General features: G+C 71.8%; 30 protein-coding genes, 1 tRNA gene and 1 riboswitch. Of the genes, 13 read left to right on the top strand and 18 right to left on the bottom strand.

Annotation, left to right across the window (positions count from 1 at the left end):
• Window positions 1-75: 75 nt before the first annotated feature.
• The 3 genes from OHB56_RS20235 to OHB56_RS20245 form a co-directional block, all read right to left on the bottom strand.
• Entirely contained in the window at window positions 76-1,110 is a 1,035-nt protein-coding gene (locus OHB56_RS20235) for a M23 family metallopeptidase (protein WP_326753548.1), read from the bottom strand.
• An 11-nt stretch (window positions 1,111-1,121) separates the two neighbouring features.
• A riboswitch (cyclic di-AMP (ydaO/yuaA leader) is annotated at window positions 1,122-1,278 on the bottom strand.
• Between the two features lie 366 nt (window positions 1,279-1,644).
• A tRNA-Met gene (locus OHB56_RS20240) sits at window positions 1,645-1,718 on the bottom strand.
• 65 nt (window positions 1,719-1,783) lie between these two features.
• Window positions 1,784-2,917 (bottom strand): dihydrofolate reductase family protein, encoded by a 1,134-nt coding sequence (locus OHB56_RS20245; protein WP_406354828.1) that lies wholly within the window; start codon window positions 2,915-2,917, stop codon window positions 1,784-1,786.
• Between the two features lie 488 nt (window positions 2,918-3,405).
• Here OHB56_RS20245 and OHB56_RS20250 point away from each other — a divergent pair, with 488 nt between their 5' ends.
• A complete protein-coding gene (locus tag OHB56_RS20250; RefSeq protein ID WP_406354830.1) occupies window positions 3,406-4,731 on the top strand; it encodes a cation:proton antiporter in 1,326 nt (441 codons plus the stop codon).
• 141 nt (window positions 4,732-4,872) lie between these two features.
• Here the strand turns inward: OHB56_RS20250 and OHB56_RS20255 are convergent, their stop codons facing one another.
• Both OHB56_RS20255 and OHB56_RS20260 read right to left on the bottom strand, forming a co-directional pair.
• Window positions 4,873-5,571: a response regulator transcription factor gene (locus tag OHB56_RS20255; RefSeq protein WP_055597862.1), complete on the bottom strand. Its 699-nt coding sequence runs from the start codon at window positions 5,569-5,571 to the stop codon at window positions 4,873-4,875.
• Window positions 5,568-6,572 (bottom strand): HAMP domain-containing sensor histidine kinase, encoded by a 1,005-nt coding sequence (locus tag OHB56_RS20260; RefSeq protein ID WP_406354832.1) that lies wholly within the window; start codon window positions 6,570-6,572, stop codon window positions 5,568-5,570. Before OHB56_RS20260 ends, OHB56_RS20255 begins: the two co-directional genes overlap by 4 nt.
• A 730-nt stretch (window positions 6,573-7,302) precedes the next feature.
• Here OHB56_RS20260 and OHB56_RS20265 point away from each other — a divergent pair.
• From OHB56_RS20265 to OHB56_RS20290, 6 genes are all read left to right on the top strand, one after another.
• The gene (locus tag OHB56_RS20265) at window positions 7,303-7,593 is read left to right on the top strand and encodes a DUF3040 domain-containing protein (RefSeq protein ID WP_406354833.1); all 291 of its coding nucleotides are present in this window, start codon (window positions 7,303-7,305) and stop codon (window positions 7,591-7,593) included.
• Between the two features lie 673 nt (window positions 7,594-8,266).
• Entirely contained in the window at window positions 8,267-9,481 is a 1,215-nt protein-coding gene (locus OHB56_RS20270) for a cation:proton antiporter (RefSeq protein ID WP_326753553.1), read from the top strand.
• A 298-nt stretch (window positions 9,482-9,779) separates the two neighbouring features.
• On the top strand, window positions 9,780-10,175 hold the full coding sequence (locus OHB56_RS20275; protein ID WP_406354834.1) for a hypothetical protein: 396 nt from the start codon (window positions 9,780-9,782) through the stop codon (window positions 10,173-10,175).
• 127 nt (window positions 10,176-10,302) lie between these two features.
• The gene (locus OHB56_RS20280; RefSeq protein ID WP_326753555.1) at window positions 10,303-10,788 is read left to right on the top strand and encodes a TetR/AcrR family transcriptional regulator; all 486 of its coding nucleotides are present in this window, start codon (window positions 10,303-10,305) and stop codon (window positions 10,786-10,788) included.
• Between the two features lies 1 nt (window position 10,789).
• Window positions 10,790-11,155: a hypothetical protein gene (locus tag OHB56_RS20285; RefSeq protein WP_406354836.1), complete on the top strand. Its 366-nt coding sequence runs from the start codon at window positions 10,790-10,792 to the stop codon at window positions 11,153-11,155.
• 147 nt (window positions 11,156-11,302) lie between these two features.
• Window positions 11,303-12,496, top strand: coding sequence for an NAD(P)/FAD-dependent oxidoreductase (locus OHB56_RS20290; protein ID WP_406354838.1), 1,194 nt, complete (start codon window positions 11,303-11,305; stop codon window positions 12,494-12,496).
• Window positions 12,497-12,524: 28 nt separating this feature from the next.
• Here the strand turns inward: OHB56_RS20290 and OHB56_RS20295 are convergent, their stop codons facing one another.
• Entirely contained in the window at window positions 12,525-13,016 is a 492-nt protein-coding gene (locus OHB56_RS20295) for a universal stress protein (protein ID WP_406354840.1), read from the bottom strand.
• Window positions 13,017-13,050: 34 nt separating this feature from the next.
• Entirely contained in the window at window positions 13,051-14,295 is a 1,245-nt protein-coding gene (locus tag OHB56_RS20300) for an SLC13 family permease (RefSeq protein WP_406359163.1), read from the bottom strand.
• 529 nt (window positions 14,296-14,824) lie between these two features.
• On the opposite strand from OHB56_RS20300, the gene OHB56_RS20305 reads away from it, so the two are divergent.
• The gene (locus OHB56_RS20305) at window positions 14,825-15,235 is read left to right on the top strand and encodes a hypothetical protein (protein WP_406354842.1); all 411 of its coding nucleotides are present in this window, start codon (window positions 14,825-14,827) and stop codon (window positions 15,233-15,235) included.
• Window positions 15,232-15,594 (top strand): hypothetical protein, encoded by a 363-nt coding sequence (locus tag OHB56_RS20310; RefSeq protein ID WP_406354844.1) that lies wholly within the window; start codon window positions 15,232-15,234, stop codon window positions 15,592-15,594. Before OHB56_RS20305 ends, OHB56_RS20310 begins: the two co-directional genes overlap by 4 nt.
• A gap of 106 nt (window positions 15,595-15,700) precedes the next feature.
• On the opposite strand, the gene OHB56_RS20315 is transcribed toward OHB56_RS20310, so the two are convergent.
• Together OHB56_RS20315 and OHB56_RS20320 are read right to left on the bottom strand one after the other, a co-directional pair.
• The gene (locus OHB56_RS20315; RefSeq protein ID WP_406354846.1) at window positions 15,701-15,895 is read right to left on the bottom strand and encodes a hypothetical protein; all 195 of its coding nucleotides are present in this window, start codon (window positions 15,893-15,895) and stop codon (window positions 15,701-15,703) included.
• Complete coding sequence (locus OHB56_RS20320; RefSeq protein ID WP_406354848.1) at window positions 15,892-16,089, bottom strand: hypothetical protein; 198 nt, start codon at window positions 16,087-16,089, stop codon at window positions 15,892-15,894. The genes OHB56_RS20315 and OHB56_RS20320 overlap by 4 nt, the downstream gene beginning before the upstream one ends.
• Window positions 16,090-16,246: 157 nt before the next feature.
• On the opposite strand from OHB56_RS20320, the gene OHB56_RS20325 reads away from it, so the two are divergent.
• From OHB56_RS20325 to OHB56_RS20340, 4 genes are all read left to right on the top strand, one after another.
• Entirely contained in the window at window positions 16,247-16,510 is a 264-nt protein-coding gene (locus tag OHB56_RS20325) for a GntR family transcriptional regulator (RefSeq protein WP_406354850.1), read from the top strand.
• Between the two features lie 285 nt (window positions 16,511-16,795).
• The gene (locus OHB56_RS20330) at window positions 16,796-17,128 is read left to right on the top strand and encodes a trypco2 family protein (RefSeq protein ID WP_406354852.1); all 333 of its coding nucleotides are present in this window, start codon (window positions 16,796-16,798) and stop codon (window positions 17,126-17,128) included.
• Window positions 17,129-17,205: 77 nt separating this feature from the next.
• Complete coding sequence (locus OHB56_RS20335) at window positions 17,206-20,676, top strand: tetratricopeptide repeat protein (protein ID WP_406354853.1); 3,471 nt, start codon at window positions 17,206-17,208, stop codon at window positions 20,674-20,676.
• 188 nt (window positions 20,677-20,864) lie between these two features.
• Complete coding sequence (locus OHB56_RS20340; protein ID WP_406354855.1) at window positions 20,865-21,386, top strand: hypothetical protein; 522 nt, start codon at window positions 20,865-20,867, stop codon at window positions 21,384-21,386.
• Between the two features lie 124 nt (window positions 21,387-21,510).
• On the opposite strand, the gene OHB56_RS20345 is transcribed toward OHB56_RS20340, so the two are convergent.
• The 9 genes from OHB56_RS20345 to OHB56_RS20385 all read right to left on the bottom strand — a co-directional run bounded on the left by OHB56_RS20345 (window position 21,511) and on the right by OHB56_RS20385 (window position 26,522).
• Window positions 21,511-21,759 carry a hypothetical protein gene (locus OHB56_RS20345; RefSeq protein ID WP_406354857.1) on the bottom strand — a complete coding sequence of 83 codons (249 nt, stop codon included), beginning with the start codon at window positions 21,757-21,759 and terminating at the stop codon, window positions 21,511-21,513.
• Window positions 21,756-22,493, bottom strand: a complete 738-nt coding sequence (locus OHB56_RS20350; protein WP_406354858.1) for a hypothetical protein — start codon at window positions 22,491-22,493, stop codon at window positions 21,756-21,758. Before OHB56_RS20350 ends, OHB56_RS20345 begins: the two co-directional genes overlap by 4 nt.
• A complete protein-coding gene (locus OHB56_RS20355) occupies window positions 22,490-22,999 on the bottom strand; it encodes a helix-turn-helix domain-containing protein (RefSeq protein WP_406354860.1) in 510 nt (169 codons plus the stop codon). Before OHB56_RS20355 ends, OHB56_RS20350 begins: the two co-directional genes overlap by 4 nt.
• Window positions 22,996-23,217, bottom strand: a complete 222-nt coding sequence (locus OHB56_RS20360) for a hypothetical protein (protein WP_406354862.1) — start codon at window positions 23,215-23,217, stop codon at window positions 22,996-22,998. Before OHB56_RS20360 ends, OHB56_RS20355 begins: the two co-directional genes overlap by 4 nt.
• A complete protein-coding gene (locus tag OHB56_RS20365; protein WP_406354864.1) occupies window positions 23,210-23,581 on the bottom strand; it encodes a hypothetical protein in 372 nt (123 codons plus the stop codon). The genes OHB56_RS20360 and OHB56_RS20365 overlap by 8 nt, the downstream gene beginning before the upstream one ends.
• A gap of 295 nt (window positions 23,582-23,876) precedes the next feature.
• Window positions 23,877-25,022, bottom strand: coding sequence for an AAA family ATPase (locus tag OHB56_RS20370; protein ID WP_406354866.1), 1,146 nt, complete (start codon window positions 25,020-25,022; stop codon window positions 23,877-23,879).
• Complete coding sequence (locus OHB56_RS20375; RefSeq protein WP_406354867.1) at window positions 25,019-25,897, bottom strand: bifunctional DNA primase/polymerase; 879 nt, start codon at window positions 25,895-25,897, stop codon at window positions 25,019-25,021. The genes OHB56_RS20370 and OHB56_RS20375 overlap by 4 nt, the downstream gene beginning before the upstream one ends.
• Window positions 25,894-26,193, bottom strand: coding sequence for a hypothetical protein (locus OHB56_RS20380; protein WP_406354869.1), 300 nt, complete (start codon window positions 26,191-26,193; stop codon window positions 25,894-25,896). The genes OHB56_RS20375 and OHB56_RS20380 overlap by 4 nt, the downstream gene beginning before the upstream one ends.
• On the bottom strand, window positions 26,190-26,522 hold the full coding sequence (locus tag OHB56_RS20385) for a hypothetical protein (protein ID WP_406354871.1): 333 nt from the start codon (window positions 26,520-26,522) through the stop codon (window positions 26,190-26,192). The genes OHB56_RS20380 and OHB56_RS20385 overlap by 4 nt, the downstream gene beginning before the upstream one ends.
• Between the last annotated feature and the right edge of the window lie 24 nt (window positions 26,523-26,546).

Genomic DNA, 26,546 nt, shown 5'->3' on the forward strand with positions numbered 1-26,546 from the left:
ACGTCGGGGGGTCGTCGTCAGGACTGCCGGGGCTGTGGCTGCGAGAGCGCGCGAAGACCGGCCGGGGCCGGGTTCTCAGACGGTGAGGCCCTTCGACTGGAGCCAGGCCAGCGGGTCGATGCCCGAGCCGGCGCCACCGGTGTGGACCTCCAGGTGGAGGTGGGCACCGGTGGAGTTGCCGGTGGAGCCGACGCGGCCGATCACGTCGCCGGTGTTGACCTGCTGACCGACGCTGACGTTGATGGAGGACTGGTGGGCGTACCAGATCTCGGTGCCGTCGTCGAGGGTCAGCACGGTCTTGTAGCCGTAGGAGCCGTCCCAGCCGGCGGAGGTGATCGTGCCGGTGTGGACCGCCTTGATCAGCGTGCCCGTGGGGGCGGCGAAGTCCAGGCCGGTGTGCTGGCCGGAGGACCAGTAGGCGCCGGCCTGACCGAAGGTCGAGGAGATGGTGTACGAGGAGGTCGGCAGCGCGTACTGCGTGGCCAGCTCGGCGAGACGCTCGGCCTCGGCCTTCTTCGCGGCCTCCTCCTCCGCCTCCTTCTTCGCGGCGGCGGCCTGCTCCTCCGCCTCCTTCTTCGCGGCGGCGGCCTGCTCCTTGGCCTCCTTCTCCGCCTTCGCGGCGGCTTCGGCGGCGGCCTTGTCCTCGGCCTGGCTCTGCTGCTGCTCGACCTGAGCCATGATCCGGGCGCGCAGCACCTCGCCGGCGTCGGAGGTGCTGCCCTGCTCGACCTCGTCGGCGACCGTGCCGATGCTGCTGAGCGGGGTGGCGGAACCCTGGGGGGTTTCCTCGTCGGAGATGAGGGAACCGACGGAGGGAAGGTCCGGCATCGAGATCGAGACCGGCGGCTTGCCGGTCTGGGCGCTGGCCATGCCGCCACCGGCGACCGCGGCTATGACACCGACGCCCAGGACGGTGGAGCTACGGGCGAGGCCTCCGCCGCGCTGCTTGCCGACGCGATGCCGGCCGCGCACGGGAGGAAGGGACTCCGCAGTGGGGTTCCACTCCTCGAAGGGGCCCTCGTCGGTGCGGATGCTGCCGTAGCCGAAGGTGTCGCTGTCGCGCTGGCTCGGCATGAAGGGGGCCTCGGGGGCAGGCCGGTTCGACGCCACGTGGGCGCACTCCTTTCCTTCCTTCTCGCCTACCGGGTTAGCTGACGGGTTCGGAGCAGGAAGGTCTCCTACGCGCGTAACCGTCCGTGTCTCCACGGGGGCATCTACGCGATTCACCCCAAAATGTTGGTTCCCCGGTTCCCTTGCGGGATTCGGCGCGTGCGCACGGAGCCGACTCGTGTGACGGCTGGGACGACCGCGCTGCGTTATCGAACGTTAATAGACGGAGGGCTCTTATTCCAAGCCGTTCCTCTTGATCGTTAACGATTCCCGCACGGACTTAAGCATCACGACCGCCTCAAAACGGGCGAGTTGACTCTCCCTCATTCGTCACACCGCATCTGACAGTACATCAGTTGTTATGCGCAGCGGGGCGGCCCGATCACCCGGCGTGATATCGGCGGGGAGGGCCCGGAGAGCGCGTTCTCGAAACCTCCGCCGGAAGACGGGCCGGAGGACGGGAACGGGAACAGAAGCGGGAACGGGAACGACCGAGGGCCGGAACCCTTTCGGGTTCCGGCCCTCGGCCTTCAGTAGCGGGGACAGGATTTGAACCTGCGACCTCTGGGTTATGAGCCCAGCGAGCTACCGAGCTGCTCCACCCCGCGTCGTTGTGTAACCAGCATACGGCATGCGCAGGGCACTCCGCACACACATGATCCCCGCCCCTCCGTCACCGGCCGGTCAGATGGCGGTTCGGCGCCTCGGCGGCCTCCTTGTGCTCCGGCAGGACGACGACGGTGGCTCCCTCCGCGGCCAGCGCCCCACTGCCGTCGGCGCCCGCCACGAAGGTGTCCGGCTCCCGCCACGCGGTGACCACCCGCCGTACCCCCGCGTCCAGGATCAGCCGGGCGCAGGGCACCGGACGGGAGGTGCGGCGGGCACAGGGTTCCAGGCTGGAGTACACGGTGGCGGTCGCGAGCCGCGGGTCCGCGGGGTCGATCTTGGCGAGGGCGGCCTCCTCGGCGTGCACCACCGGGTCGCCGCCCTCCCGGGAGTGGCCGCGCGCCAGTTCGGTGCCGTCGGCCGCCACGACCACCGCGCCCACGCTGAACGCCGTCTCCGAGGGCGGGCACCGGTCCGCGAGTTCACAGGCGAGGGCCAGCCAGTGGTGGTCGGCGGCTACGGGGAGCGGGCCGGTGCCGGGGGCGGTGGGCTCGTAGCGCATGAGGACGACGTCACCGATGGGGCGGGTCTCCAACAGCCGCAGCCGACCGCCCTGGTAGGCGCCGGGGCCGAAGAGGCGGGCGGCGTCCGGGTCGCCGACGAAGAGCGGGGCGAGGACCAGCTGGAGCTCGTCGGCGAGCCCCTGGGTGAGGAGTTGGGTGTGGATCAGGCCACCGCCCTCGACCATGAGCCGCCGGACGCCGTACGCGTCGTACAGGTGCGTCAGGAGCCGCCGCCAGTCGAGCTCGGCGCCGAGCGGCACGATGTCGGCGGCGATGCCGTGCGCGCGGGCGCGTTCGGCGCCCTTGTCGGTCGTGCAGAGGACCTTCGCGCCGCCGGTGTGCCAGAAGTGTGCCGCCGGGTCCAGGTCGCCCGAGCCGCTGACGGTGACCTTCAGCGGGTATGCGGGGCGGCCCTCGGCGACCCGGGCGGCACGCCGCTCGGGCGCGTTGACCAGCAGCCGGGGGTTGTCGGCGCGGATCGTGCCGGCGCCGATCAGGATCGCGTCGACCGACGCCCGCACCTCGTCGACCCGGTCGAAGTCCTCCGGGCCGGAGAGCAGCAGCCGTTCGGGGCCGGTGTCGTCGAGATACCCGTCGAGCGAGACGGCGGCGGACAGCAGGACGTACGGGTGAGGCATCGACGGTGCTCCTGACGGGGACGGCGGGCCGGGCTGGGCAGAGCCAGAACTGGGCTGGGGCGGGCTGGGTCGGGCGAAGAGAGTCTTGCACCCGGTGTGTCCCCCTGCGGAGGGAAGCCGTACGGTGTGCCACCGCCACGTGGCGCGAAACCGTACGGCGCGAACCGTACGGCGTGGAAACGCGCGGTGGCTCCGCCGCATCCGGCGCCGGCCCGCGACGAGGGACCTTCCCCCATGCCCCGTGGGTGTCGTCCGCCATCTCGTTTGGGTGGTGTCACGGATGGCGAGTGCCGGGGGTCGGATGTGAGCGTGGAGAAACCCCCGGGCCGCGGTCCCGGGACGCACAGGCCGTAACCCCTCGGGACCCGTGGGTGCACCGGCCGCGGCCCCGTATGGCGGGGAACCCCCACCGACACGAAGGAGCGTTCCCCACTCGGGTCAGTCGATCAGTCCCCCCTCCGTTCCCGTGCTGTGGAAGGTGGTGACCCGTGGGACATGCCGACACCCTGCTCGCCATGGGCGGCGCGTTCCTCGCCGCGGCGTTCCTGGCCCGTCTCGGCAGCTGGATCGGACTGCCGACGATCCCGCTGTTCATGCTCGCCGGCATTCTGCTCGGCCCGCACACGCCCGGCCTGGTCCTGGTCGAGGACGCGCACGACTTCTCGATGCTGTCGGCGCTCGGTCTCGTCCTGCTGCTCTTCTACCTCGGCCTGGAGTTCCACCTCGACGACCTGAGACGGGGCGGCAAACAGCTCCTCAGCGCCGGTGGCATCTACCTGGCGCTCAACGTCGGCGCGGGGCTGGGGTTCGGGTTCGCCCTCGGCTGGGGAGCGCGGGAGGCCCTGGTGCTCGCCGGGGTGCTCGGCATCTCGTCCTCCGCGATCGTCACGAAGATCCTCATCGAGCTGGGCCACATCAGCCGGCCCGAGACCCGCCTCATCCTCGGTGTCACCGTCGTCGAGGACATCTTCCTCGCGCTGTACCTCGCAGCCCTGCAGCCCGTCCTCAGTGGCGCCCAGGGCCTCGGGGACATGGCTCTCCAGGCCTCCAAGGCGTTCGGCTTCCTGATGGTGCTCGCCGTCGCCGCCCGCTACGGAACCCGGCTGTTCGGCCGGATCATGGCCGTACGCGACAACGAGCTGCTGGTCGTCACCTTCCTCGGGACCTCGATCCTCGTCGCGGGAGTCTCCGAGGTGCTCGGGGTCGTCGACGCCATCGGTGCGTTCATGGTCGGTCTGATCGTGGCCGGTACCCCCGCGGCGCCCCGGATCCGCACTCTGGTGCACCCCCTGAGGGACGCCTTCGCGGCGATCTTCTTCTTCGCCTTCGGGCTGGCCATCGACCCGGGGGACATCGCCTCCGTCGCGGGTCCGGTGGCCGTCGCGGTGGCGCTCACCCTCGCGATGAACCTGATCGCGGGCCTCCTGGTGGCCCGCCTGTACCGGTACGGCGTCGACATCGCGGCCGACATCGCCACCACGCTCGTCTCCCGCGGCGAGTTCGCGCTGATCCTGGCCGCCATGGCCACCGGCGCGGGGCTCGACGACCGGCTCACGCCGTTCATCGCCGGATACGTCCTCGTCCTCGCCGTGCTCGGTCCGGTGCTCGCCAAGCAGTCCCCTCTGCTCGCGCGTGCCCTGCGCGCCGTCCAGGCCCGGCTGCCCGACCGCGGCTCGTCCCGGGACACCGGAACCGACCCGGACACCGGACCCTCATCGGGCACGGGGCTCCCCCCGGATCTGGACGCGGGGCCCGACGGAAGCCTGGACGCCGGGCCCGTGCCCGACCGGGAGCCCGCCGACGCCGAGCGCTAGCCGCACAGCAGCGGGCATCGGCCCCACGGAGAACGGCTGCACGGGAAACGCCTGCACGGGGAACGCCTACACGGGGAACGCCTGCCAGCAGCATGGAAACTGACGCTCGATCAGACTTCGGTGAGAGCCGGTCAGGGGCAGTCAGGGTTCGATCAGTCCCACCCGGATGGCGTACCGGGTGAGTTCCAGCCGGTCCTTCAGGTCGAGCTTGGCCAGCAGGTTCGCGCGGTGGCGCTCCACGGTCTTGGGGCTGATGACGAGGAGGTCGGCGATCTGCTGCGAGGTGTTCCCCTCGGCGACCAGCTTGAGGATCTCCTCCTCGCGGTCGGTGATGGCCTTCGCGGGCAGGTTCCGGCCGTCCCGGGCGAGTTCGAGGTAGTTGCGGATGAGGGCGTTGACGGCGCCCGGGTAGAGGAACGGTTCGCCGCGCATGGTGGCCCGGCAGGCCTCCACCAGGTCGCGGTCGGCGACGGACTTGAGCACGTAACCGGAGGCGCCGGCGCCCAGCGCCTCGAAGAAGAACTGCTCGTTGTCGTACATGGTCAGAATGAGGATCCGCGTCTGCGGCAGGGTGCGCGAGAGCTCACGGGCCGCCTGGAGGCCGGTCAGGCGGGGCATGGCGATGTCGAGGATGGCCAGGTCCGGTTCGTGGATACGGGCCTGTTCGAGGGCTTCGGCGCCGTTGTCGGCCTCGGCGACGACGGTCAGGTCCGGTTCGCCGTCGAGGATGAGACGTACTCCTCGGCGGACCAGCGCGTGGTCGTCGGCGAGGAGGATGCGCGTCAGGGCGCCGCCGCTCTCGGTGCCGGTGGGGGTGCTGGTGGGGCCGGGCTCGGTCATGTTCGGTGTTTCCGGTCGGGGACGGTGGTCACGGGCGGCGGGGTCCGCACGGGCGCGGGGCCCCGCACGGGAACGGGGACGGCGAGGCGCACCCGGGTCCCGCCGTCGGCGGCCGGGCCCACGTCGAGGTCGGCGCCGACGAGCAGGGCCCGCTCACGCATCCCGAGGATGCCGGCGCCCTCGGAGGCGGCGCCGATGCCCCGGCCGTCGTCCTGGACGCGCAGTTCCACTCCGGAGGGGGTGCGGCGCAGGGAGACCTCCGCGCGGCGGGCGTTCGCGTGCCGGGCGATGTTGGTGAGCCCCTCCTGGGCCACCCGGTAGAGGACCAGTTCGGCCTCCGGGCCCAGCTCGGGAAGGTCGGGGGCGAGGCGGTGCTGCACCGTCAGGCCGGGGCCGCCGAACTCGGCGGTGAGTGCCTTGAGGGCGCTGGCCAGGCCGAGTTCGTCCAGGACCCCTGGGCGCAGCCGGCGGGCGATGCGCCGGATCTCGTCCAGGCTGCCCCGGGTGGTCTCCTGCACCAGGCTCAGTTCCTCCCGCAGCTCCGGCGGGGAGTGGTCGGCGACCCTCTTGAGCTGGAGCAGGACGGCGGTGAGGCTCTGGCCGACCTCGTCGTGCAGTTCCTGGGCGATCCGGCGGCGTTCGTCCTCCTGCGCGGACAGGGCGCGGGCACTGCTCGTGGCGCGTTCGTCCTCGAGCCGGTCGAGCATCGTGTTGTACGTGCTGATCAACTCGGCGATCTCCCCGCGCCCGGTGACCTCGGGGCGCTGTCCCGGGCGGAGCAGATCGGTGGTGGACATGGCGCGGGTGACCCGCTGCAGCGGGGCGAGGCCGACACGCAGCAGCAGGGCGTTGGCACCGAGCATGGCGGCCAGTCCCACGGTGAGCACGAAGGCCTCGGTGAGCAGGACCGGCGTGGAGACGGTGACCGGTCCGAGCAGCAGGACGGTGGCCGTGATCAGCACGACGGCGTTCAGCAGAAAGATCCGCCAGAACAGTGGCACCCGGTACCACCTCCTCACCGTGCTTCTCCGGAGCCGTCCGTCGTCGCACGGCCGTCCTGCTGTACTTATGCCCCGGCACCGCCGTAGTGCTGCCCTGCCGCCCCCTGGTCTTTCCCTGATACCGCCGATACCGCCGTGACCCGGCCCTCTGTCCCCGGTCCTGCCCCCCCTGGAGGCTGCCTCCCGGGTCCTGCCCCCTGGAACAGCCTGGCGGACAGCACCCCCGCAGGGCGCTGCTCGGCAGGGGCGCAGCCCAGGGCGGCCCCGCTGTCGTAGGCTCCCGTGCCACGGAGCTTTTGACGGCCCGCGCTACCGGGGGCGCGGGCGCGGGCCGTCACGACCCAGCGTGAGCGCTGGTCCGACGGGGCGCCATCCGTGACAGCCCCCATTTTTCCCGTGGGTGTGCGGCGCCGGCCCGGTCCGCGTACAGCCTGGCCCCCCACGAAGATGAGGGCTGCCCCCGATGGTCGCGGGGCCCCCGGGCGGGCGATCCTTGACGTGGACGCGGGCCCGTGCCCGTCGAATCAGCCCGTACCGGGCGGGTGATGACCTCGGCGCACGGGCAAACTCCCAAGGTCGGCCCGATGGTGGAGTGTCGAGATTCCTGAGGGCCGGCGTTTCGCTTTTCCGCCCCGGCGTCGGTTGCCACGGCACCGACGCCCGGAGGCGTTGCTTCGGAGGTGGCGGTCGGCCGTCTCACCGTGCTGCCACCGTTCGGGAAGGAGGAGACGTGCCCCAGTCCGACGACAAGCGCCTCGTCGATCTCGCAGTCCGAATCGAGCAGGACGACCCGCATTTCGCCCGCTCGATGTCCAGCGGGCGGCCCACCCGGCCCCGCGAGTACCGGCACGCGCGCGCCTGGTGGGTGCTGGGGGTCGGCCTCGTCCTGCTGACCATCGGCCTGATCATGCCCGACGGGCTGCTCATCGCGACAGGTCTGGTGCTCAGCGGAATCGGTGTACAGCTGTTCGACCCGTACCCGCCGCAGAGGGGCGGTCGGGAGCGGCACTCGACCCGCTGAGGGCACAGGCCGCCGGGTAGTTCCACATTCCCGCACGTCGCTTTGTCATGCCGTGCGGCGTTCTTCCCAGCGCACCCCGGTTCGGGGTGCGCTAAAATCTTTACCAAGCGCTTACGCTCCGTTGAGCAGCGTTCCGCTCCTTCGTCGAGCGTTGAACTCTGCGCGTCGAGTACTGGGCACTGAGTGCGGCGTACCGAGTGCGCCGTGCCCCGGGTGCCGCGTACCGAGTGCCGAGCGTCGCCGACCGGTTGAACCGACGGGAAGAAGAACGGGGGCGTGACATGGGTCGAGTGATCCCCGTACGTGTCGACAACGCCGCCCGCGACGGCGTCCCTGATACCGACGGCGCCGTCTGCCGCCCGAGCAGCCGCCCCCGGCGCTGACGCGTCCCTCACCAGCCGCGAGCGCCGCCGGTTCCCGCCCCGGCCGCAGCCCGTGCCGTACCCGCCCCTTCGGCCCTCCCGGCCCCCTCGGTCCGGAACCCGGCGCGTGCTCCCCCGCCCCGTAGGGGCACACCCGGCTCGCGCCGAGACCCGTCCCCCGCCCTCTCGACACCCCCGCACCCCGGCATCCGACCCCGGAAACCTTCACCAGGCACCGCACCTGCCGTTCCGGCACCCGCTCATCAGGCACAGACGCCGACACCGCATCGATCCACGGAGGTCAGACGCCCGTGCACAACACCACCGCCATGCTCATCGAACTCGGAGCGATCATCCTCGCCCTCGGGCTGTTGGGCCGTCTCGCCGGACGGGTGGGTTTCTCCCCCATACCTCTCTACCTCCTCGCGGGGCTCGCCTTCGGCCATGGCGGCATCCTGCCCCTGCAGGCCAGCGAGGAGTTCGTGGCCACGGGCGCCGAGATCGGTGTCGTCCTCCTGCTGCTGATGCTGGGGCTGGAGTACAGCGCGTCGAGCCTCGTCACCACCCTCAAGACCCAGTACCCCTCGGGTGCCGTCGACTTCGTTCTCAACGCCGCCCCCGGCGCCGTCGCCGCGCTGCTCCTGGGCTGGGGGCCGGTCGCCGCCGTCGCCCTCGCCGGAGTCACCTGGATCTCCTCCTCCGGGGTCATCGCCAAGGTGCTCGGAGACCTCGGGCGCACGGGCAACCGCGAGACACCGGTCATCCTGTGCGTCCTGGTCATGGAAGACCTCGCCATGGCCGTCTACCTGCCGATCCTCACCGCCCTGCTGGCCGGCGTCAGCCTCGCGGGGGGCAGCATCACCCTGCTGATCTCCCTGGGCACCGTCGGCGCCGTCCTCTACATCGCCCTGCGCCACGGACGCATCGTCAGCCGCGCGGTCTCCTCCGACAACGCCGAGATGCTGCTGCTGGTGGTGCTGGGGCTGACCCTGCTGGTCGCGGGCGTCGCCCAGCACCTCCAGGTGTCGGCCGCGGTGGGCGCGTTCCTGGTCGGCATCGCCCTGTCCGAGGAGGTCGCCGAGGGTGCGCACGGGCTGCTGTCCCCGCTGCGGGACCTGTTCGCGGCGGTGTTCTTCGTCTTCTTCGGGCTGCACACCGACCCGGCGGACATCCCGCCGGTGCTGCTCCCGGCGCTCGCCCTGGCGGTCGTCACCATGCTGACGAAGATCGCCACCGGCTGGTGGGCCGCCCGCCGGGCGGGCATCCCGTCCAAGGGCCGCTGGCGTACCGGCGGCACGCTGGTGGCGCGCGGCGAGTTCTCGATCGTCATCGCCGGTCTCGCCGTCGGCACGGAACCCCGGATCGGTCCGCTGGCCACGGCGTACGTCCTGCTCCTGGTCGTCCTCGGCCCCCTCACCGCCCGCTGGACCGAACCGCTGGCAAGCCGCCTCACCCGCCGCTCGCCGGACAAGCCGCAGAACACCGCCCCGGCCGACCAGTCGGAACCGGTCCACGCGGGCGGCTGACCACCGGCCCGACGACGTCCGGGCAACCCGCCCGCGAGGAACGGATCGACCGCCGGGACGAGAACCTCACCACCTGGCCCTCACGCTCCGGCCCTCACACCCGACCCTCGTGACCCGACCGTCATCGCCCGGCCACCGGAATCCGGCCATCGGTGTCGATCCCCCGGTCCGATGACCCCGGTGGTGCGAAAATCGGCTCGGTATTCATTCCTCGCCCGCCGGGCGCCGGGCACGCCGACGACCGGCCGGCCCCACCCGCCGGGCCGGCACCGGGGAGCGCCGGAAGGGGAACGTCAGCATGGTCGAGTGGGTCGCCCTCGGCACCGGTCCGAGGCCGGTGCCGCAGCCCGTCGCCACCCCACTGGTGTGGGCCGGTGCCTTCGGCGGCGCGCCGGCGGTGGTGGTCCTGCTCAACACGGTCGTGGGCCCGGACCGCCCCGGGCTCACCCTGGCGGCCCTGTCCCTGCTCGCCGCCGTCCTCGGTGTGTGCGCGCGCTTCACCGCGGCCCCCGGCACGACGGTCCTGTGCTGGCTGTTCCTCAACGGCTTCGCCATACCGCCCGCCGGCACCCTCACCTGGACCGGCTCCAGGGACACGCTCTGGCTCGGCTGCCTGCTCACGGCCACCGTCGCCGGCACGACCGCCGCCCGCCTGGCCCACGCCCGCGCGGCCTACCGCCGCCTCACGACGTGACCCGGGAGGGGAGGCCCCCGGCCACCCGGCCCCTCATCCACCACCCGCCCGCCCTCTTCCGTCCACCCACTCATTAAAGAACGGTCGTTCTTGACCGATCGTTCTTTAATCCCGTACGGTCATGGACATGGGACGACCACGCGCCTTCGACACCGAGCAGGCCGTCCGTACCGCAGCCGTCCTCTTCGCCACCCACGGCTACGAGGGCACTTCGGTCGACGACCTGGTCACCGCCACCGGCATCCACCGGGGCAGCCTGTACAAGGTCTTCGGCTCCAAACGGAGCCTGCATCTGACCGCTCTCCGCACGCACCTCGACCACGAGATCCACCCGACCACCGCGGCCATCGCCACGCTCACCGACCCCGAGCAGGCCCTGACCACGGCCATCGCGTCGTACGACAACGGCCCGGCGGCCGGGCTCCTGCTCCTCTCCGCCGCCGAACGCGCACCCCACGACCCGGACGTCGCCGCGCTGGTCACGGAAGGGATCACGGCACTGGAGGACGCCCTGCGCCCCTCCCACGGCGACGACGCCCCTCAGCTCGCCTCCACCGTCCTCGGCACCCGCCTGCGGCTGCGAGCCCGGCCGACCCCCTCCAAGGAGCACTGACATGGCCCTGATCTCCATCGACCGTGAACGAGGCCTGCTGACCGCCGAGTTCCAGGGCCTCGACAAGCTCTGGACGCTGAGCAGCCGCCTGGAGGTCCCCCTCGCCCACGTGCGCGGCGCCACGCACGACCCCGGCATCGCCCGGGAACCCAAGGGTGTCCGGGTCGGCGGTACGTACTTTCCCGGACTGATCACCGCCGGCCGCTTCCGCCGCGGCGGTGAACGCCTGTTCTGGGGCGTGAAGAACCCGGAGAAGGCGATCGTCATCCAGCTCGCCGACGCCGAGCACTACGACCGGCTCATCCTCGAAGTCGACGACCCCCGCGCCACCGTGCGCCTCATCGAGGAGTCCATCGCCCGCCGCTGAACCGCACGGGCCATCAGCCGCCCCTCCGTGGCTCCGTGGCTCCCTGGCTCCGTGGCTCCGTCGGTTCACTGTCACAGCGACCGACCGGGCGGTGTCTCGAGATCGACCCACTGAAGAGGGTCGACCCCTTGAGACAACGGAGACACCATGACCGGGAACACCGATGTGGTCGTGATCGGCGGCGGATACGCCGGCGTCATGGCGGCCAACCGCCTGACGCGGCGCGACGACGTGACAGTGACCCTGATCAACCCGCGCCCGGACTTCGTCGAGCGGATCCGCCTGCACCAACTGGTGGGCGGATCCCACGACGCGGTCCTGGACTACCGGCGCGTCCTGGCCGAAGGCGTCCGGCTGGTGGTCGACAGCGTGACACACATCGACGCGGCCGGGCGCAGCGTGGCGTTGGCGGTCGGCGGCACGATCGGTTACGACTACCTGATCTACGCGGTGGGGAGCGGCGGCGCCGACCCGGGCGTGCCCGGAGCGACCGAATTCGCGTACCCGATCGCCACTCTGGAAGCGGCGGAGCGACTGCGGCCGGTCATCGACGCCGCTCCCGCGACAGCCGCGGTGACCGTGGTCGGAGCCGGTCCGACCGGCATCGAGACCGCCGCCGAACTGGCGGAGGCCGGCCGCACCGTGACCCTGGTGTGCGGTGAACCGCTCGGCCCGTACCTGCACCCTCGGGGCCGGCGCTCGGTGAGGAGGCGGCTGACCGCGCTCGGGGTGACCCTGCTCGAAGGCCCCGACGCCAGGGTGACAGCGGTGACCCGCGACTCCGTACGGCTCGGTGACGGCCGGGAGTCGGCGAGCGAGGTGACCGTCTGGACCGCCGGATTCGCCGTGCCGGACCTGGCCGCCCGCAGCGGGCTGAGCACCGACGCCGTGGGCCGCATGCTCACCGACGAGACGCTGACGAGCGTGGACGACGCGCGCATCGTGGCGGCCGGGGACTCGGCGGCACCGTCGAACCTGCCGCTGCGGATGAGCTGCCAGGCCGCGATGCCGCTGGGCGCCCGCGCCGCCGACACGGTGCTGAGCCGTATCGCGGGTGAACAGCCGTCACCCCTCAACCAGACGTTCGCCGGCCAGTGCATCAGCCTGGGCCGACGCAGCGGCGTCTTCCAGTTCGCCCACCGGTACGACGTCGCGGTGTGGTTCCACGTCGACGGCCGCCCCGGCGCGAAGCTCAAGGAGTTCGTGTGCAGGGGAATCGTCAAGCACCTGTCCGACGAGGCGCGCAAGCCCGGCTCGTACGCCTTGCACCGCGTCCCGGGAGGCTCCCACCGCCAACGACTCCTGCGGACCGGGCCCGACAGGACACCGGCCCTCCCCTGAACGGACCCGCGTCGGCTCGGCCGCCGCGCTACGGGTGGTGCGGGGGCGGTGCCGGGATGCCGGAGAGATCGGGGGCGGCCTCGGGCCAGACGAGCAGCAGCGGGCAGGGGGCGTGGTCGACGACGAACCGGCTGTGCGGGCCCAGGCTCCTGGGCCCGAGACGGCTGCGGTCACCGTCCCGGGCCAGAACGAGCAGGTCGGCGTCCTCGGCCGCGGCGACGACCTCGCGTTCGATCCGGCCCGAGCGTTCCACCCGGGTGCAGGGCCGGCCGAGCCGCTCGGCGGCCTCCTCCAGCAGCCGGTGAGCGGATTCGGCAGCCAGGCGCTCGATCAGGGACCCGGGGTCCTGCGTGGGGCTGCCCCGCCCGAGCAGCCCGGCGAAGGCGCCGTGCGCGACTCCCGGTTCCTCGTGCCCGGACACGTGCAACAGCACGATCTCCGATCCGTCGGGGACATGGGCGCGGGCGGCGTCCACGCACGCGGTCCAGGTGCCCTCGACGATCCAGACCACGACAGCCATACGGGTCGACCTCCGACCTTCGCTCCGGCTCGGTTCAGGTTCCGATCAGGTGCAGTGCGCCCCACAGTGCCACCACGGAGCCGGCCAGGGCCGCGGGCACCGTGTACAGGCCGAGCCGGGTGAACTCCCCGAGTTGCACGTCCGTGTCGTGCTCGCGCACGATCCGCCGCCACAGCAGCGTCGCCAAGCACCCGGCGTAGGTGAGGTTGGGACCGATGTTGACACCGAGCAGCACCGCCAGCACCGCGCCCGGCCCGGACGGAGCCGTGAGCGGCAGCAGCACCAGCACCGCCGGAAGGTTGTTGATCACGCTCGCCAGAACGGCGGCCAGGGCCGCGAGGCCCAGCAGCGCGGGCAGCGAGGCACCGCCCGGGATCAGGTGGCCCAAAGCCCTGTCGAGCCCGTTGTCGACGACCGCCCTCACCACGATCCCCAGGGCCAGGACGAAGGCGAGGAAGGGTACCGCCGCGGCGCGCACGATCCCGGCGGGACTGGTGCGGCGTCGGGCCAGCGCACGGCCGGCCAGCACCAGGGCACCGGCCGCGGCCGCCCAGGCCGGGTTGATCCCGAACGCCGAGGTCACGACGAACCCGGGCAACGTGCAGGCCACGGTGACCAGGGCGAACAGCGGCAGCTCGGGCGGCTCGGCGGCGGGCGGGGCCTGTGCCCCGGCGTCCAGGTCGGTGGCGAAGAAGCGGCGGAGGACAACGTATTCGACACCGATCGCGACCAGCCAGGGCAGCAGCATCAGGGCGGCGAACCGACTGAAGCTCAGCCCGCTGGCCGCGAACGCCAGCAGGTTCGTCAGGTTCGACACCGGCAGCAGCAGCGAGGCGGTGTTCGCCAGATGGGTGCAGGCGTACACGTGCGGTTTGGGACGGGCACCGAGCCGGGCGGCGGTGGCGAACACCACCGGGGTCAGCAGCACCACCGTGGCGTCCAGGCTCAGCACCGCCGTGATCGACGACGCGATCACGAACACCTGCGCCAGCAGCCGGCGCGGCCGACCCGCACCGCCGCGCGCCATCCAGGCCCCGCAGGCGTGGAACAAGCCCTCGTCGGCGCAGAGTCGGCCCAGCACCAGCACCGCCGCCAAGAACCCGACCACCGGGCCCAGCCGCTCCGCCTCCTCCCGCGCGGCGTCCAGCGACACCGCCCCGGTGGCGATCACCAGTGCGGCGGCCGGGACGGCGACCACCGCCTCCGGCCACCCCCAGGGGCGTACGACCGCGCAGGCCAGGACCACCACGAGGAGTGCGACGGGGAGCACTTCCGCCAGCGAGCCGTTCAGCGTCGGAGCCTTCCGATACGGGCTTCCCGCACGGCGGACCACCACACCGGAAGCGAGCCGACGGCATCGAGCATGCCACGCCGGCCGCCGGAGTTCCCGGAACCGCTCGCGAACGGCGCCCGCCGTCACATCCGCTCACGCAGAGGCCCGGAAACGAAGCAGCGCCCGGCCCGACCGAAGTCGACTCAGGCGCTGCAAGGCAGGTCAGAGGGCATTTCCCTCCCCCGCCACCGGTAGGCCCTGTGGGACTCGAACCCACAACCAATGGATTAAAAGTTCAGGTTCAGACGTGCCGCCGGGCGATGCCCGGTGACATTCCTTGCTTCCCTCGCAGGTCAGCAGGCTAGGGCTCCACCGCCCGGTACCGGCCCGTGTCGGCCCTCTACAGCGCGTCCGTGACCACTCCCGTGACCACGTGACCACCGCGCCGCCGACACAACGACGGCCCCGCCTCGGCGACTGCAACGCCGGACGGGGCCTTGATCCGGAACCCCTTCGGTACAAGGAGCCCAGACCCATGCAGGACCGTACCCCGGACGCCGTGCGCGACTTGCTCGCCGTCGTCCTCGACGCGCTCACCCTTCCCTACGACACCCCCGACTACAGTCGGCGCATCCTCGACCGCGCCGCCGAGGCCCGTACCGTCGCCGTTGCCGCCCTCGCCGAGGACCCCGCGGATATCGGCTGGAACGTCGACTACCTCCGGTCGAAGCTGGCCGCCGAGCAGGCCGACGCGGAGCGGCGGGACAACGGCCGGTGCCGGCGGTGCCTCCGGCCGTTCGACGCCGACGACACGATGTTCAACGGTCACGCCCGCCACGCGGACACGCCGTGGTGTCGGCGGTGCGTCGACAACTGCCACGGCGGTGGTGCCGAGCACGTGTGTGTGATCTGCGACCCGGCACGCTACGGCGGTGGCACCCGGTGAGTACGCCTCCGAAGCCGGGCAAGGCCCTGTCGGTGAAGGTCGACGCGCGCCTGTATGACGACCTGGCGGTGATGCTGCGGGCCGGCATGACGCTGTCGGACGCGGTCCGGCACGCGGTGGGCATCGTGGCGGACGGCTACCGCGGCGCATGGGAGTCGGGCCGGATTCCGGACGGGGTGGCGCCGGACATCACGCATGTGATGGTACGCCGGTATGACGCAGGTCAGCAGCCCTCTGGCACGCCCGGCGAGGGTCCGTCGGACGGCGTGCCGTATGCAGGTCATACGCCGACGAACACCGGTCATACCGGGGGTGACGAGGGCGGTATGACGCCACCGCGCCGAGCGCTCCAGCCGTAGCGTCCTGAACACGACGACAGCCCCCGAGGACCCGCCTCGGGGGCTGTCGTGTTGCCCGGTCCGGCCGCCGCGCCCGGGGGAAAGCTTCAGCGGCCGGACCGGAGTCTTACCGGCCGCGCGCGGCTTCCCGCAGGGTCCGCACCAGCGCCCGCCCGGTCGCGCACCCGCGGACGTCGTCCACGCACTGCTCACACATCTGCGTGTGCTCCAGCAGCGCCCGGTATGCCAGGCCGGCCGGCCCGGTCCGGTAGGTGCCGGTCACTGCTGCGGGGGCCGGCGGGCGGCGGCTCACCGGATTCACGGCCGGTCCGCGAACGGCACCAGGCCATGCGTCTCACGGCATGGGCCGCAGGCGTACAGCGCCCCGCCCGACCCGGACCCCTGCTCGATGACCTCGATCAGCCGCACCCCGCCCGCATGCTGGCGGTGCCAGGCGCACCATCCGTAGGCCGTGGGGGTGCCCTGCGTGGGCTCGGTCTGCGTACTCTCGGACACGTCGACTCCTTCACCAGTCGGCCGTGCCCCCGGACCGTTCCCGCGGTCGCGGGGGCCTTCTGTGTGGGACTGTACGGCAACTTAGTACGTCTTGGTACGTCCTCAGACGGATTAGCTCGATCTATGGCAGGTGAGGCTGTGCTCTTACGGTCACAGCATGATCGAGCTTGACCGGGACGCCATGACGCCGATGTATGTGCAGCTGGCGAACGTGCTGCGCGACCGCATCCGGCACGGGGAGATCCCGGTCGGCCGTCGCCTGCCCTCGCAGTCGGAGTTGGAGGCTGAAACCGGGGGCCTGGTGTCGCGTCGGACCATCAAAAGCGCGCTGGAAGTCCTCGCCGACGAGGGCCTCGTTCAGGGCGTCCAGGGGAAGGGCGTGTTCGTGATCGCGCTCCCCGGGGAGCCCGCGGACACATAGGGGCGCCGACGCCGACGACGCCCCTCGCGCGTGATCCTGCCGTGAGCACCCCGCATGTGACCTGCTGAAACGGCCCGTTTTTTGGGCAGGTTGATCAAAAGCCACTTCGGCAGTGAGCTCGAGAGCCACTTTCGATGTGGCGGAGGTGGGGGGGTGCGCGCCGGGTGTTGCGCCGTTTAGCCGGGGTGACGGGGGCGGTTGGGGGGTTTGACTGCGCGAGGCGGGGCGGTGGTTCTACGGTGTTCGCGTCGGGATGGCAGGTAGTCATCTGAGGAGGCGTGTTCTGTGGATATTCCGCTGGTGAAAGCGGTGGCCGCGGTACGGGACGAGCTGATCGCCGCGGCGGCGCTGGGCGGGGACCACCCGGACGTCGTGTTCGCGGTGGGGCCGGTGGAAATGGAGTTCGAGGTCGAGGTGCGCGCGGACGCGAAGGCCAAGGCCGGGTTCCGGCTGTGGGCGGTCGGCGCGGAGACCGCGGCCGGCATCTCCCGCGGGCGCACCCATCGAGTGTCGTTCACGCTCACCCCGCGCAGCACGCACGGTGGCGACCTGCTGGTCAGTGGCGACTCTGACCGGCCGGCCGGGCCGGGGGACACCTCGGGGCGCATCCCGGACTGAGCTGCCCGTCGGGGCCGGGAGCAGACGGTTTCCGGCCGGGTGGGCTCGCATGCGTGACTGGCTGAAAGGGGCGGGGAGTGGAGCGGTCGCGTCTGGTCGGGGTGACCGGGCCGGGTGGTCCGGGGTCGGGATACGCGGTCGGTGGGCGGCTGGTGCTGACCTCCGCTCATGTCGTCGCCTCCGGACAGGAGACCGCGGCCCCGGCCGGCAGGCAGGTGCAGGTGTTCCACCCCGGCGGCGGCGATCACACCCTGGGCGCCGCGGTGGTGTGGTGCGGCGCCCCGAGGGGCCGGAACGACGCCGCGCTCGTCCTCGTCGACGACGACCCGCATTGGACCGCCCCTATCGTCCCCGTGCGCTGGGGCCGCATGGTCACCGACCGGCCCGGCACCGACTGCGAGACCTGGGGCGTCCCCGATGTCGCCCAGCGCAAAGGCCGCGCGATGGAGGCCGCCCAACTGTGTGGCGCGCTGAACCCGGGCAGCGGGATCACCCACAACCAGTACGTGATGGACCTCCTGCAGCACCCGCCGCAGTGGTCCGGGCCCGGCACCTCACCGTGGGGCGGGCTGTCGGGCGCGGCGGTGTACTGCGACCGCCTGCTGGTGGGGGTGGTGGCCTCCGACCGCGCCCACTCCGGCAGCGGACAGCTGAACGTCGTGCCCGCCTACGTGCTGCACCACGATCCGGCCTTCCGTGCCACCCTGGCCGCGCATGGTGCCCGTCCGGCGGTTCTGGAGGCGGTGGAGCTGCAGCAGCTTGCCGACCCCGCCACCGCACCGGACCGCCGAGACGGCACGCTGCACTCTCCCGCCGCGCTGCTGCAGGCCGCACGTCAGACTGTCCCCTTCCACGGCCGCCGGCAACTGCTGGACGAGATGACGGCGTGGTGCGCCCGGGACGGGTTCGGGGCGTGGCTGCTCCACGGATCCGGAGGGCAGGGCAAGACCCGCCTCGCCCACCAGCTGGCCTCGCTGCTGGCCGCCGAGCGGTGGGCCGTGCTGTGGCCGAGGGCCGACGCCACCACGATCGAGTTAGGGGAGGTCCGGCACGCCGCCAAGCCGCTGCTGGTCGTCCTCGACTACGCCGAGACCCGCGTTCAGCAGCTGGCCGCCCTGATCGAGGCGGCAGACCACTCCGGCAGCACCCGGCTCAAGGTCCTGTTGCTGGCCCGCACCGGCGGCGACTGGTGGCACCAGGCCCTCACCGCCAACAGCCTCGTCCAGGACTACCTCGAGGCCGCCCCCACCCGCCTGCTGGCACCCCTGGAGGACGACCCCGACGCCCGCCCGGGCGCCTACCGCGATGCAGCCCGTGCCTTCGCCGCCGCTCTCCCCCGGATCGAGGGCTTGAGCGGCTACGACTGGGCGAGCACCGCGAACGGCCTGCCGCTGCCGGTACACCTGGGCCGGGCCGCCTTCGGCAACGCCCTCACCCTCCACATGACCGCCCTCGCCGACCTCCTCGACACCACCGGGCCGGCCGCCCGCCCGGACGGGCCCGGCCCGCACCGCACCGGGGGCGGCACGGCGCGCGAGCAGGCGGAAGGGGTGGAGGACCGGCTGCTCGGGCACGAGCGCCGCTACTGGCGCCACAGCGCCGCCACCCGCGGCCTGTCCCCGGGCCTGTCCACCGCCACGCTGGAGACCGCCCTGGCCGCCGCCCACCTGACCGGCGCAGCCGACCGCGAGCACGCGGACCTGCTGTGGCGGCGTCTGCCCGCGCTGGCCGACCAGCCCCGCGACCGGCGCGATGCGGTCACGGCCTGGCTCACCGCGCTCTACCCCGCCGCCGCCCCGCTGCCCTGGGGCACGCTCCAACCCGACCGCCTCGCCGAACGCCACATCGGCCGCACCCTGGACGCCGACCCCGCCCTCGCCGACCGACTCCTCGACGGCGCCGACGATCCCCAGGCCGGGCAGCTCCTGACCGTCTACAGCCGCGCCGCCGCCCATCCCGTCTTCCACGACCGCCTCGACGTCCACCTCACCGGCCTCTGCGTCCGCCGTCACCACCAACTGGCCCGCCAGATCATCACCACCGCCACCCGAACCCACCGCCCCGCCCCCCTCACCACCGCCCTCGCCACGATCACCACCGACCCCGCCACCGCCCTCCGCGACCTCACCACCCTCAACGCGCTGTTCCCCGACTCCAGCCGACGCCTCGCCCACGAAGCCGTCCGCCTCGCCCAGACGCTCACCGACCGCTACCGCGCCCTCGCCGAGGCGAACCCGGTTGCCCATCTGGCCGCCCTCGCCACGTCCCTGAACAACCTGTCCGTCCGGCTGGGTGAGGTGGGGCGGCGGGAGGAGGGTCTGACCGCGATCCAGGAGGCTGTCGACATCCGCCGCGCCCTCGCCGAGGCGAACCCGGATGCCTACCTGCCCGCCCTCGCCAGCTCCCTGAACAACCTGTCCAACCCGCTGGGTGAGGTGGGGCGGCGAGAGGAGGCCCTGGCCGCGGTCCAGGAGGCTGTCAACATCCGCCGCGCCCTCGCCAAGGCGAACCCGGCTGCCCATCTGGCCGACCTCGCCGGGTCCCTGAACAACCTGTCCGTCCGGCTGGGTGAGGTGGGGCGGCGGGAGGAGGGTCTGACCGCGATCCAGGAGGCTGTCGACCACTACCGCGCCCTCGCCGAGGCGAACCCGGATGCCTACCTGCCCAACCTCGCTGGGTCCCTGAGCAACCTGTCCGTCGATTTGGGTGACGTGGGGCGGCGGGAGGAGGGTCTGACCGCGATCCAGGAGGCTGTCGACCACTACCGCGCCCTCGCCGAGGCGAACCCGGATGCCTACCTGCCCGCCCTCGCCACGTTCCTGAACAACCTGTCCGTCCGGCTGGGTGAGGTGGAGCGGCGGGAGGAGGGTCTGACCGCGATCCAGGGGGCTGTCGACATTCGCCGCGCCCTCGCCGAGGCGAACCCGGCTGCCTACCTGCCCGACCTCGCCACGTCCCTGAACAACCTGTCCGTCGATTTGGGTGAGGTGGAGCGGCGAGAGGAGGCCCTGGCCGCGGTCCAGGAGGCTGTCAACATCCGCCGCGCCCTCGCCGAGGCGAACCCGGCTGCCCACCTGCCCGACCTCGCCACGTCCCTGAACAACCTGTCCGTCGATTTGGGTGAGGTGGAGCGGCGAGAGGAGGCCCTGGCCGCGGTCCAGGAGGCTGTCAACATCCGCCGCGCCCTCGCCGAGGCGAACCCGGCTGCCCACCTGCCCGACCTCGCCACGTTCCTGAGCAACCTGGCCATCCGGCTGGGTGAGGTGGAGCGGCGGGAGGAGGCCCTGGCCGCGGTCCAGGAGGCTGTCAACATCCGCCGCGCCCTCGCCAAGGCGAACCCGGCTGCCCACCTGCCCGCCCTCGCCACGTTCCTGAGCAACCTGGCCATCCGGCTGGGTGAGGTGGAGCGGCGGGAGGAGGCCCTGGCCGCGATCCGGGAGGCTGTCGATCTCCGCCGCGCCCTCGCCGAGGCGAATCCCGCAATCATCACGAATGACCTACAGCAGGTGATGGACGTCACGGCCTGGCTCGAAACACTGCCGCAGTAGGGACCGCTGCCGCAGCCAGCCAAGAATCGAGAGAGCCACCGTTTTACCGGGGTGTCTGGGGGCCACTGGCACGTCACGCATGAGACCCACGCGCTGTGTCCGTCAGCAAGACCGCCTCTCACGCGTCCGAGGGAACTGGGCCGCCGTTATTCACAAGGCCACGAATGGCTCTCAGTTGACTTGCTGCAGTGGCTCTCAAACAACCTGTCGAAGACAGGCCCGTGGAACGGATATGCAATCTGCTGGAACCGGATCGCTTCGAGTCAGTGCGCTTCCTGCGGTTCACCGCAGACGGTACACACGCCCGGCTGCATGAACCCGTCGTGGAAGTCGTGGTAGAAGCTGCCCGGCCCGTCGTAGTCGCGCATCGCTTTGTCCGCGCAGTCTCGGTCGTTCGCGATCCGGCACCGGCCGCAGCAGTCGTGACTCGTGATGAAATCCTTTGCTTTCTTGCTACACGCTCGGTGGCCGCACGCCCGGTACCCGCCGGACCCGCTGCTGAAGTGTGTGCCGAAGCTGCCCGGGTCGTCGCCAAACCTGCGGCGGACATCCTCGTCTGCCTCGGCGGTGTCGCGCGGCCGCGCGTTTACGATGAGTTGGCCGACAACTACGGCACCCAGTACGGCCCATCCCCATTTGCCACGCATGTGTTCCCCCCTTGTGGTTGGTTCAGCGACGACGGTATCGGGTGTCACCGCTGGCCGGGATGACAGCTCCTCACGCGCGTTAGGGATGTCGTACTGGTGCGGCGCGGGCCCTGACCCGGTGGTGGGGACGTGAGGGCCCTGGACCTTCCCTGAAGGAAGGGCTCCGGGGCTCTCGTCATGTCCGCGGTCACTCGCCGAGTATGAGCCGGTCGTACGTGGTGCGGTGCTCCTCGAATGTGCGCACCTGATCGGCGCTGTGCATCGCGAGCAACTGCTCGCGCGTCTCCGGCACCCGGTAGCGGTCGGCGGCGGCGAGGGCCTGCACCTCGGCGAACCTGCGCGCAGTGGGGGACACCCACCCGGTCTGCTCGGGCACGGTGCGGCGTGGTGCCGGGTCGCCGGCGGCGACGGTCTCGTGTACGTGGTCCCCGATCACGCGGCCTCACCCTCCTCGGCGGCGGCGAGCTGGTCGAGGCGCGGGCGCAGCCCGTGGCGGGCACCGCGGGCCTGATCCGTGATCGGCGCGTTCATGAACGCGGGCGCGGACTGCGAGGTGCGCACCCCCCGGGCGGCGTCGCGGCCCTCGGCGCGGTTCTGCTTGCGGCGGGCCGTGTCGGCGTCTTCGAGCAGGACGGCGAGGCGGTTGCCGGCGCCGTTCGCGGCCCGCATGTCCTCCCGTCCGAACGCCACCAACTGGTGCCCGTAGTCGTCCACCCATGCCGGGACCTTCGGCGTCCCGTACTCCTCGCCCCTCGCCTGCGGGGCCTGCGCCTTCTTGAGCAGGGCGACGGCCTCGGACACGGCGTCGTCGAACCCATCGGATACCGCGAGGAATTCCACGATCGCGGTGAGGGCGGCGCGGTAGGCGTCGGTGAGGCGCTGGGGGTCGCCTTGGTCGGCAAGCAGGGCGAGGGCCTGGCGATGGTGCTGCTGGCGCTGCTCCTCGGCGGCGCGCTCGGCGGCGCGTTCGGCCTTGCGTCGGGCGGCCTCGGCACGGAGGCGGGCGAAGCGGCCCAACTCGCGCTGTTCGGTGAGCTGCTGCGGGGTGATCTTGTCGTCGCCGTCGCGTACGCGCTCTTCGAGGGCGGCGAGCAGGTCGCCAGCCTCGCGTGCCTCGGCGTCGGCCTGGGCAACCTCGGGCGAGGTGTCGGTGTTGGTGTCGGTGGTCATGCTGCGTGTTCTCCGTGGCGGTAGGTGTCGAGTGAGGCCCGGTCGATTGCCCAGGTGCGGGTGCCAATGCGGCGGGCCTGGAAGGCGCCGTGTCGGGCGAGGCGCCGCACGTACCCGGCGGTGCAGCCGAGCAGTGCGGCGGCCTCGCTGACCGACACGTCCGTACCCGTGGTCACGGTGACAGTCGCGACAGGAGTAGTGCCGTTACCGGAACCGTGTTCGTTGTCGGCGCGCTGTGCGGCCGCATGAAGCGCGTACAGGAGTCGACGGACGCCGGGGGTCACCTCGCCCCCGTCGGCACGCACACGGGCCGTCAGGTCGCGCATGAGGGCGCGCAGTACGTCGCTTGCGACGGTGGGCGGGATAACGACCGTTCCATCGGGGCGGATGAGGTCGAGGTGCGCCTCGCCGGGGCTACTCCTACGGATTTGGTATCCGGCGGTGGGGGTGTCGTTGCTGGTCACGGTGGGGGTGCTCACGCGGTGGTCACGGGCGGGGCTACTCATTCGGCACCCCCTTGGGACGACTGTTCGATTTCGTCACCGCGCTGTTCGAGTGCGGCATGGTCCTGCTCGGCGAGGCGGCGCAGCTTGGCCGCGTGGCGGGCGGCTACGCCGTAGGCGCGCTGCTCGACCCGTGCGGCGCGGTCGGCGGCCTGCTGCTCCCGGCGGGCACGTACGGCGGCGATGTGGGCGGCTATGGCCTGCTCGACGTGGCTAACCACGGGCAGCCCCGTCCTGCTCGGCGGCACCTCGGGCAAGCCGTGCCGCGAGGGCCGGGTTCGAGCGGGACAACTTCCGCAGGGTGCGGGTCAGGTTCTCCTGCTCGCGGGCCAGTGCGGCGCGATGCCGAGCCGACTTCCCCTCGGCCTCGGCCTCGGCCGCGTCCTTGGCGAGCCGTTCGAGGTGGCCGGCGGCCTCGGTGGCGATGCGTTCCACCACGGGCAGCAACTCGGGGTCGTGCCGTCGCCCCTCGCGGGCGAGGCGGGCCAGGGCCCGGCGGAACCCGCGGTTCGCGTCGTCGAGCCGGTCACGGCCGGGATAGCCGCTCGGCTGCTGTTCGTCGGGGGTGGTGGTGCTGCTGTGCATGGGGTTGGTCCTCTCGTACATGTACGTGCGCCCGCGAGGCGATCCGGGGTGCGACCGGTCGCGGACGCGGTGTCTGTGGTTCGGGTGCGCATGCGAGGCACGACGTGCGGCGCGGCGACAGAGGGTGCGGGAGAGGGGCTTCGGTCTGTCCACCTGTCCCCCCTCCAAGGGGTGGGGACAGTGGGGACAGGTCGCCCGTAGGTGCCCTGTCCCCACTGTCCTGCGGCTGTCCGGGACAGGGTTGACCTGGGCTTTCGACTGTCCCTGTCCCGACGATCGGGACAGGGGGTTTGCCCTATTCCCCCTGTCCTGTCTGTGGGGTGTCTTCGAGGGTCTGCGGGGACAGGTGATCCAGGCTGTTCGTCCGGTTCTTGCGGTGCTTGGCTACGTCACTCAGGACCGCGTTTCCGGCCTGGATTCCGAGGCGGCTGCACTCGTTGCGGAGGCGGTCGCGTCCGGCGGTTGCGGGCACTCCTGCGGCGTCGAGGGCGGCGGCAATCTCTTCGACCTTGCCCGCGTAACCGGTGTGCGCCTGGGCCTGCCCGGCGGTGTTGAGGCGGACGAGGACGACGGACGTGACGGGGCTTCCGTCCTCGTTGGCCTCACCGTCGAGGGCAATCGAGTGGATACCGAACTCCATGTCGTCGAGTTCGGCGTCGTCCTTCTGCTTGCCGGTCTTCAGCGTGACCACGGGGCCGGTGCCGGGTGCGTCCTTGCGGGTGACGCCCAACTCGGTTTGCAGGGCGCCCTTGACGGCCGTGGCGCCGCGGCTGCGGCCCTCGTCGTGGCCGGTGTGGTGCACAAGCAGGAGGCAGGCGCCGGATGCCGCGCGGAGCTGCTCCATGCGGTCGACGATGATGCCCATCTCGCTGTTGCTGTTCTCTTCGACGCCGACCGTGACGCGGGCCTGCGTGTCGACGATGACCAGGGCGGGGGTAAGGCGACGGCACACCTCGATGAGCACGAGCCATTCGGGGTCGCGTGCCTGTACGGGGCGGGGCAGGAATTTGACGCCGGTCATCTTCCGGCCGTGGTGCTGCTCCCACGCCCGGACGCGCTTGCGGATGCCGCGCAGGCCCTCGGCGACGAGGTACACGACGGGTCCGGGTCGGGTGGCCTGGCCGTGCCATGTGGAGCCAGTGGCGACGCACGCGGCGATGTCGAGCGTCATGAACGACTTGAAGGTGCCGGACGGGCCGTAGATACGGGCGAGGGTGTCGCGGAACAGCATGTCGACGACGACCGGTTCAAGGGGCTCGATGCTGTCGAGGGCGTCCGTGTCGAGCAGTTCGCCGAGCATGCCGGTAACGCGCTGCTCGAAGTGCTCTTCGGACGACAGTCCGGGGTGTTCCGGGTCGTCGCCGGTGTCCTGTTCGGCGCGGGCCTCGGCGACGCTTTCCAGGTGGCTGATGAGCTTGAGGGCGTTCGTCGGCGCGGTCATGGCGTGCTCCGGGGGTGCTGGGCGCCGGCACGCATGCCGGATGTGACGGTGGCCTCGACCTCGCGGTACGGGAGACCTACGGACTGTCCGGCGGCGTACAGGGCTTCGACCGCCAGGGCGGCGGGGAGCTGCCCCCCGGCAGAGAGCTGGGCGAGGCTGAACGAAGCGCGTACGAGGGCGTCGTTGCGGGTGCCGGGGTGCGCGTCCAAAACCCGTTGGACCTCGTTGTGGAGCGCAGCGGCGACGTAGCCGGTGGTGTTCTTGACGGCCGCGGGCATGGCGACCGGACGGGCGGGCGTAGGCCGCCGCGTGGCGGCCTCGGCGAGCCACGTAGGCAGCGGCATGGGACTGGCCTCGCTGGGAGGCGTCAACCACACGTAGGCGCTACCGCGGTAGGTCGAGGGAGGGGCTACGACGTATCCGCCGGCGGCGCGTACGTCCACCTTCCAACCGACCTTGGATGCGCTGTTGCGCACCTCGTGCCCGTCGGGGGCGCGGTAGTAAAGGTGGGTGCCGCCCGACGTGGTGCGGACGGCGGGTGTGGTGCCGAACGGGTAGCGGTCGCCGTGGCGTTCGTACAGCAGGGCGAGGGCGTCCTCGCCGGACTCGACGCCGGAGGCGGGCGGGGTGTCGCCCTTGGCGGTGTCGAGGTCGACGACGACGAGACCAGATGGGCCGCAGGCAACGCCGACACCATACGGGGCGTGCGACCAGCAGCGCCGGATGCGGTCGGGGTCGGTGGTGGCGCGCTGCTCCCACTGCTCGACGGCCGGCCGCTTGTCGTTGGGGCGGAGGGGGAATACGTGCAGCCCGAGGCGGGCCAGGTCGAGAACCTGCTCAACACGGCCCGCCTCGGCGGTGGTGGTGCTGTTCACGCTGCGGCGTCACCCCGCAGGCACAGGCGGCGCCGAACCTCTCCCGGGGTCCATCCGGCGGCGCGGAGACGCCGGTACTCGGCCCACAGCTCGCGCGGGGTGAGTCCGTAGTCGGAGTGTCCGGCCGGGGCGGCGTCGCAGTCGAGCGGGTCGCTGTGGAAGGCGTGCGGGCATCCGCAGGTGCGGGGCGCGGTGCGGTATCCGGCGGCCCGACGGCTACGGAGCTGGGTGGGAATGGCCGAAGCCGGACCCGCCGTAGCGGGACCGGTCTCGACTTCCTTCAGGCGGTCGGTCACCGGGCGCCGCCGAGCGCGTCGACGAGGGCGGCCTCGATGACGTCCATGCCGGCGCCCATCTCGGTGGACGCGACCTCGTACAGGATGCCGACGGTGGCGAGGCTGGCCGCAGCGGCCTTGACGTCGCGGCGCATCATCGCGGCGCGGTACTTGTCCGCCTCCGACTTCATCAGCTCGGCGAGCCGGGCCACGCCCGACGGCACCTCGACGGCGCCGGGCACGGTCACGAATGTCACGGCGCGCTGAGCTGTGATCACCGGGGCAGCAGCGGCGCGGTCCGCGTCGAGTGGGTTCGACAGGTTGACGGGGGTGTCTGCAATGATGGACATGGCGTCCTCCAGGTAGATGGAGAC

Origin of the sequence: Streptomyces sp. NBC_01635, from assembly GCF_045209715.1 — a bacterium.
GTDB classification, from domain to species: domain Bacteria; phylum Actinomycetota; class Actinomycetes; order Streptomycetales; family Streptomycetaceae; genus Streptomyces; species Streptomyces hirsutus.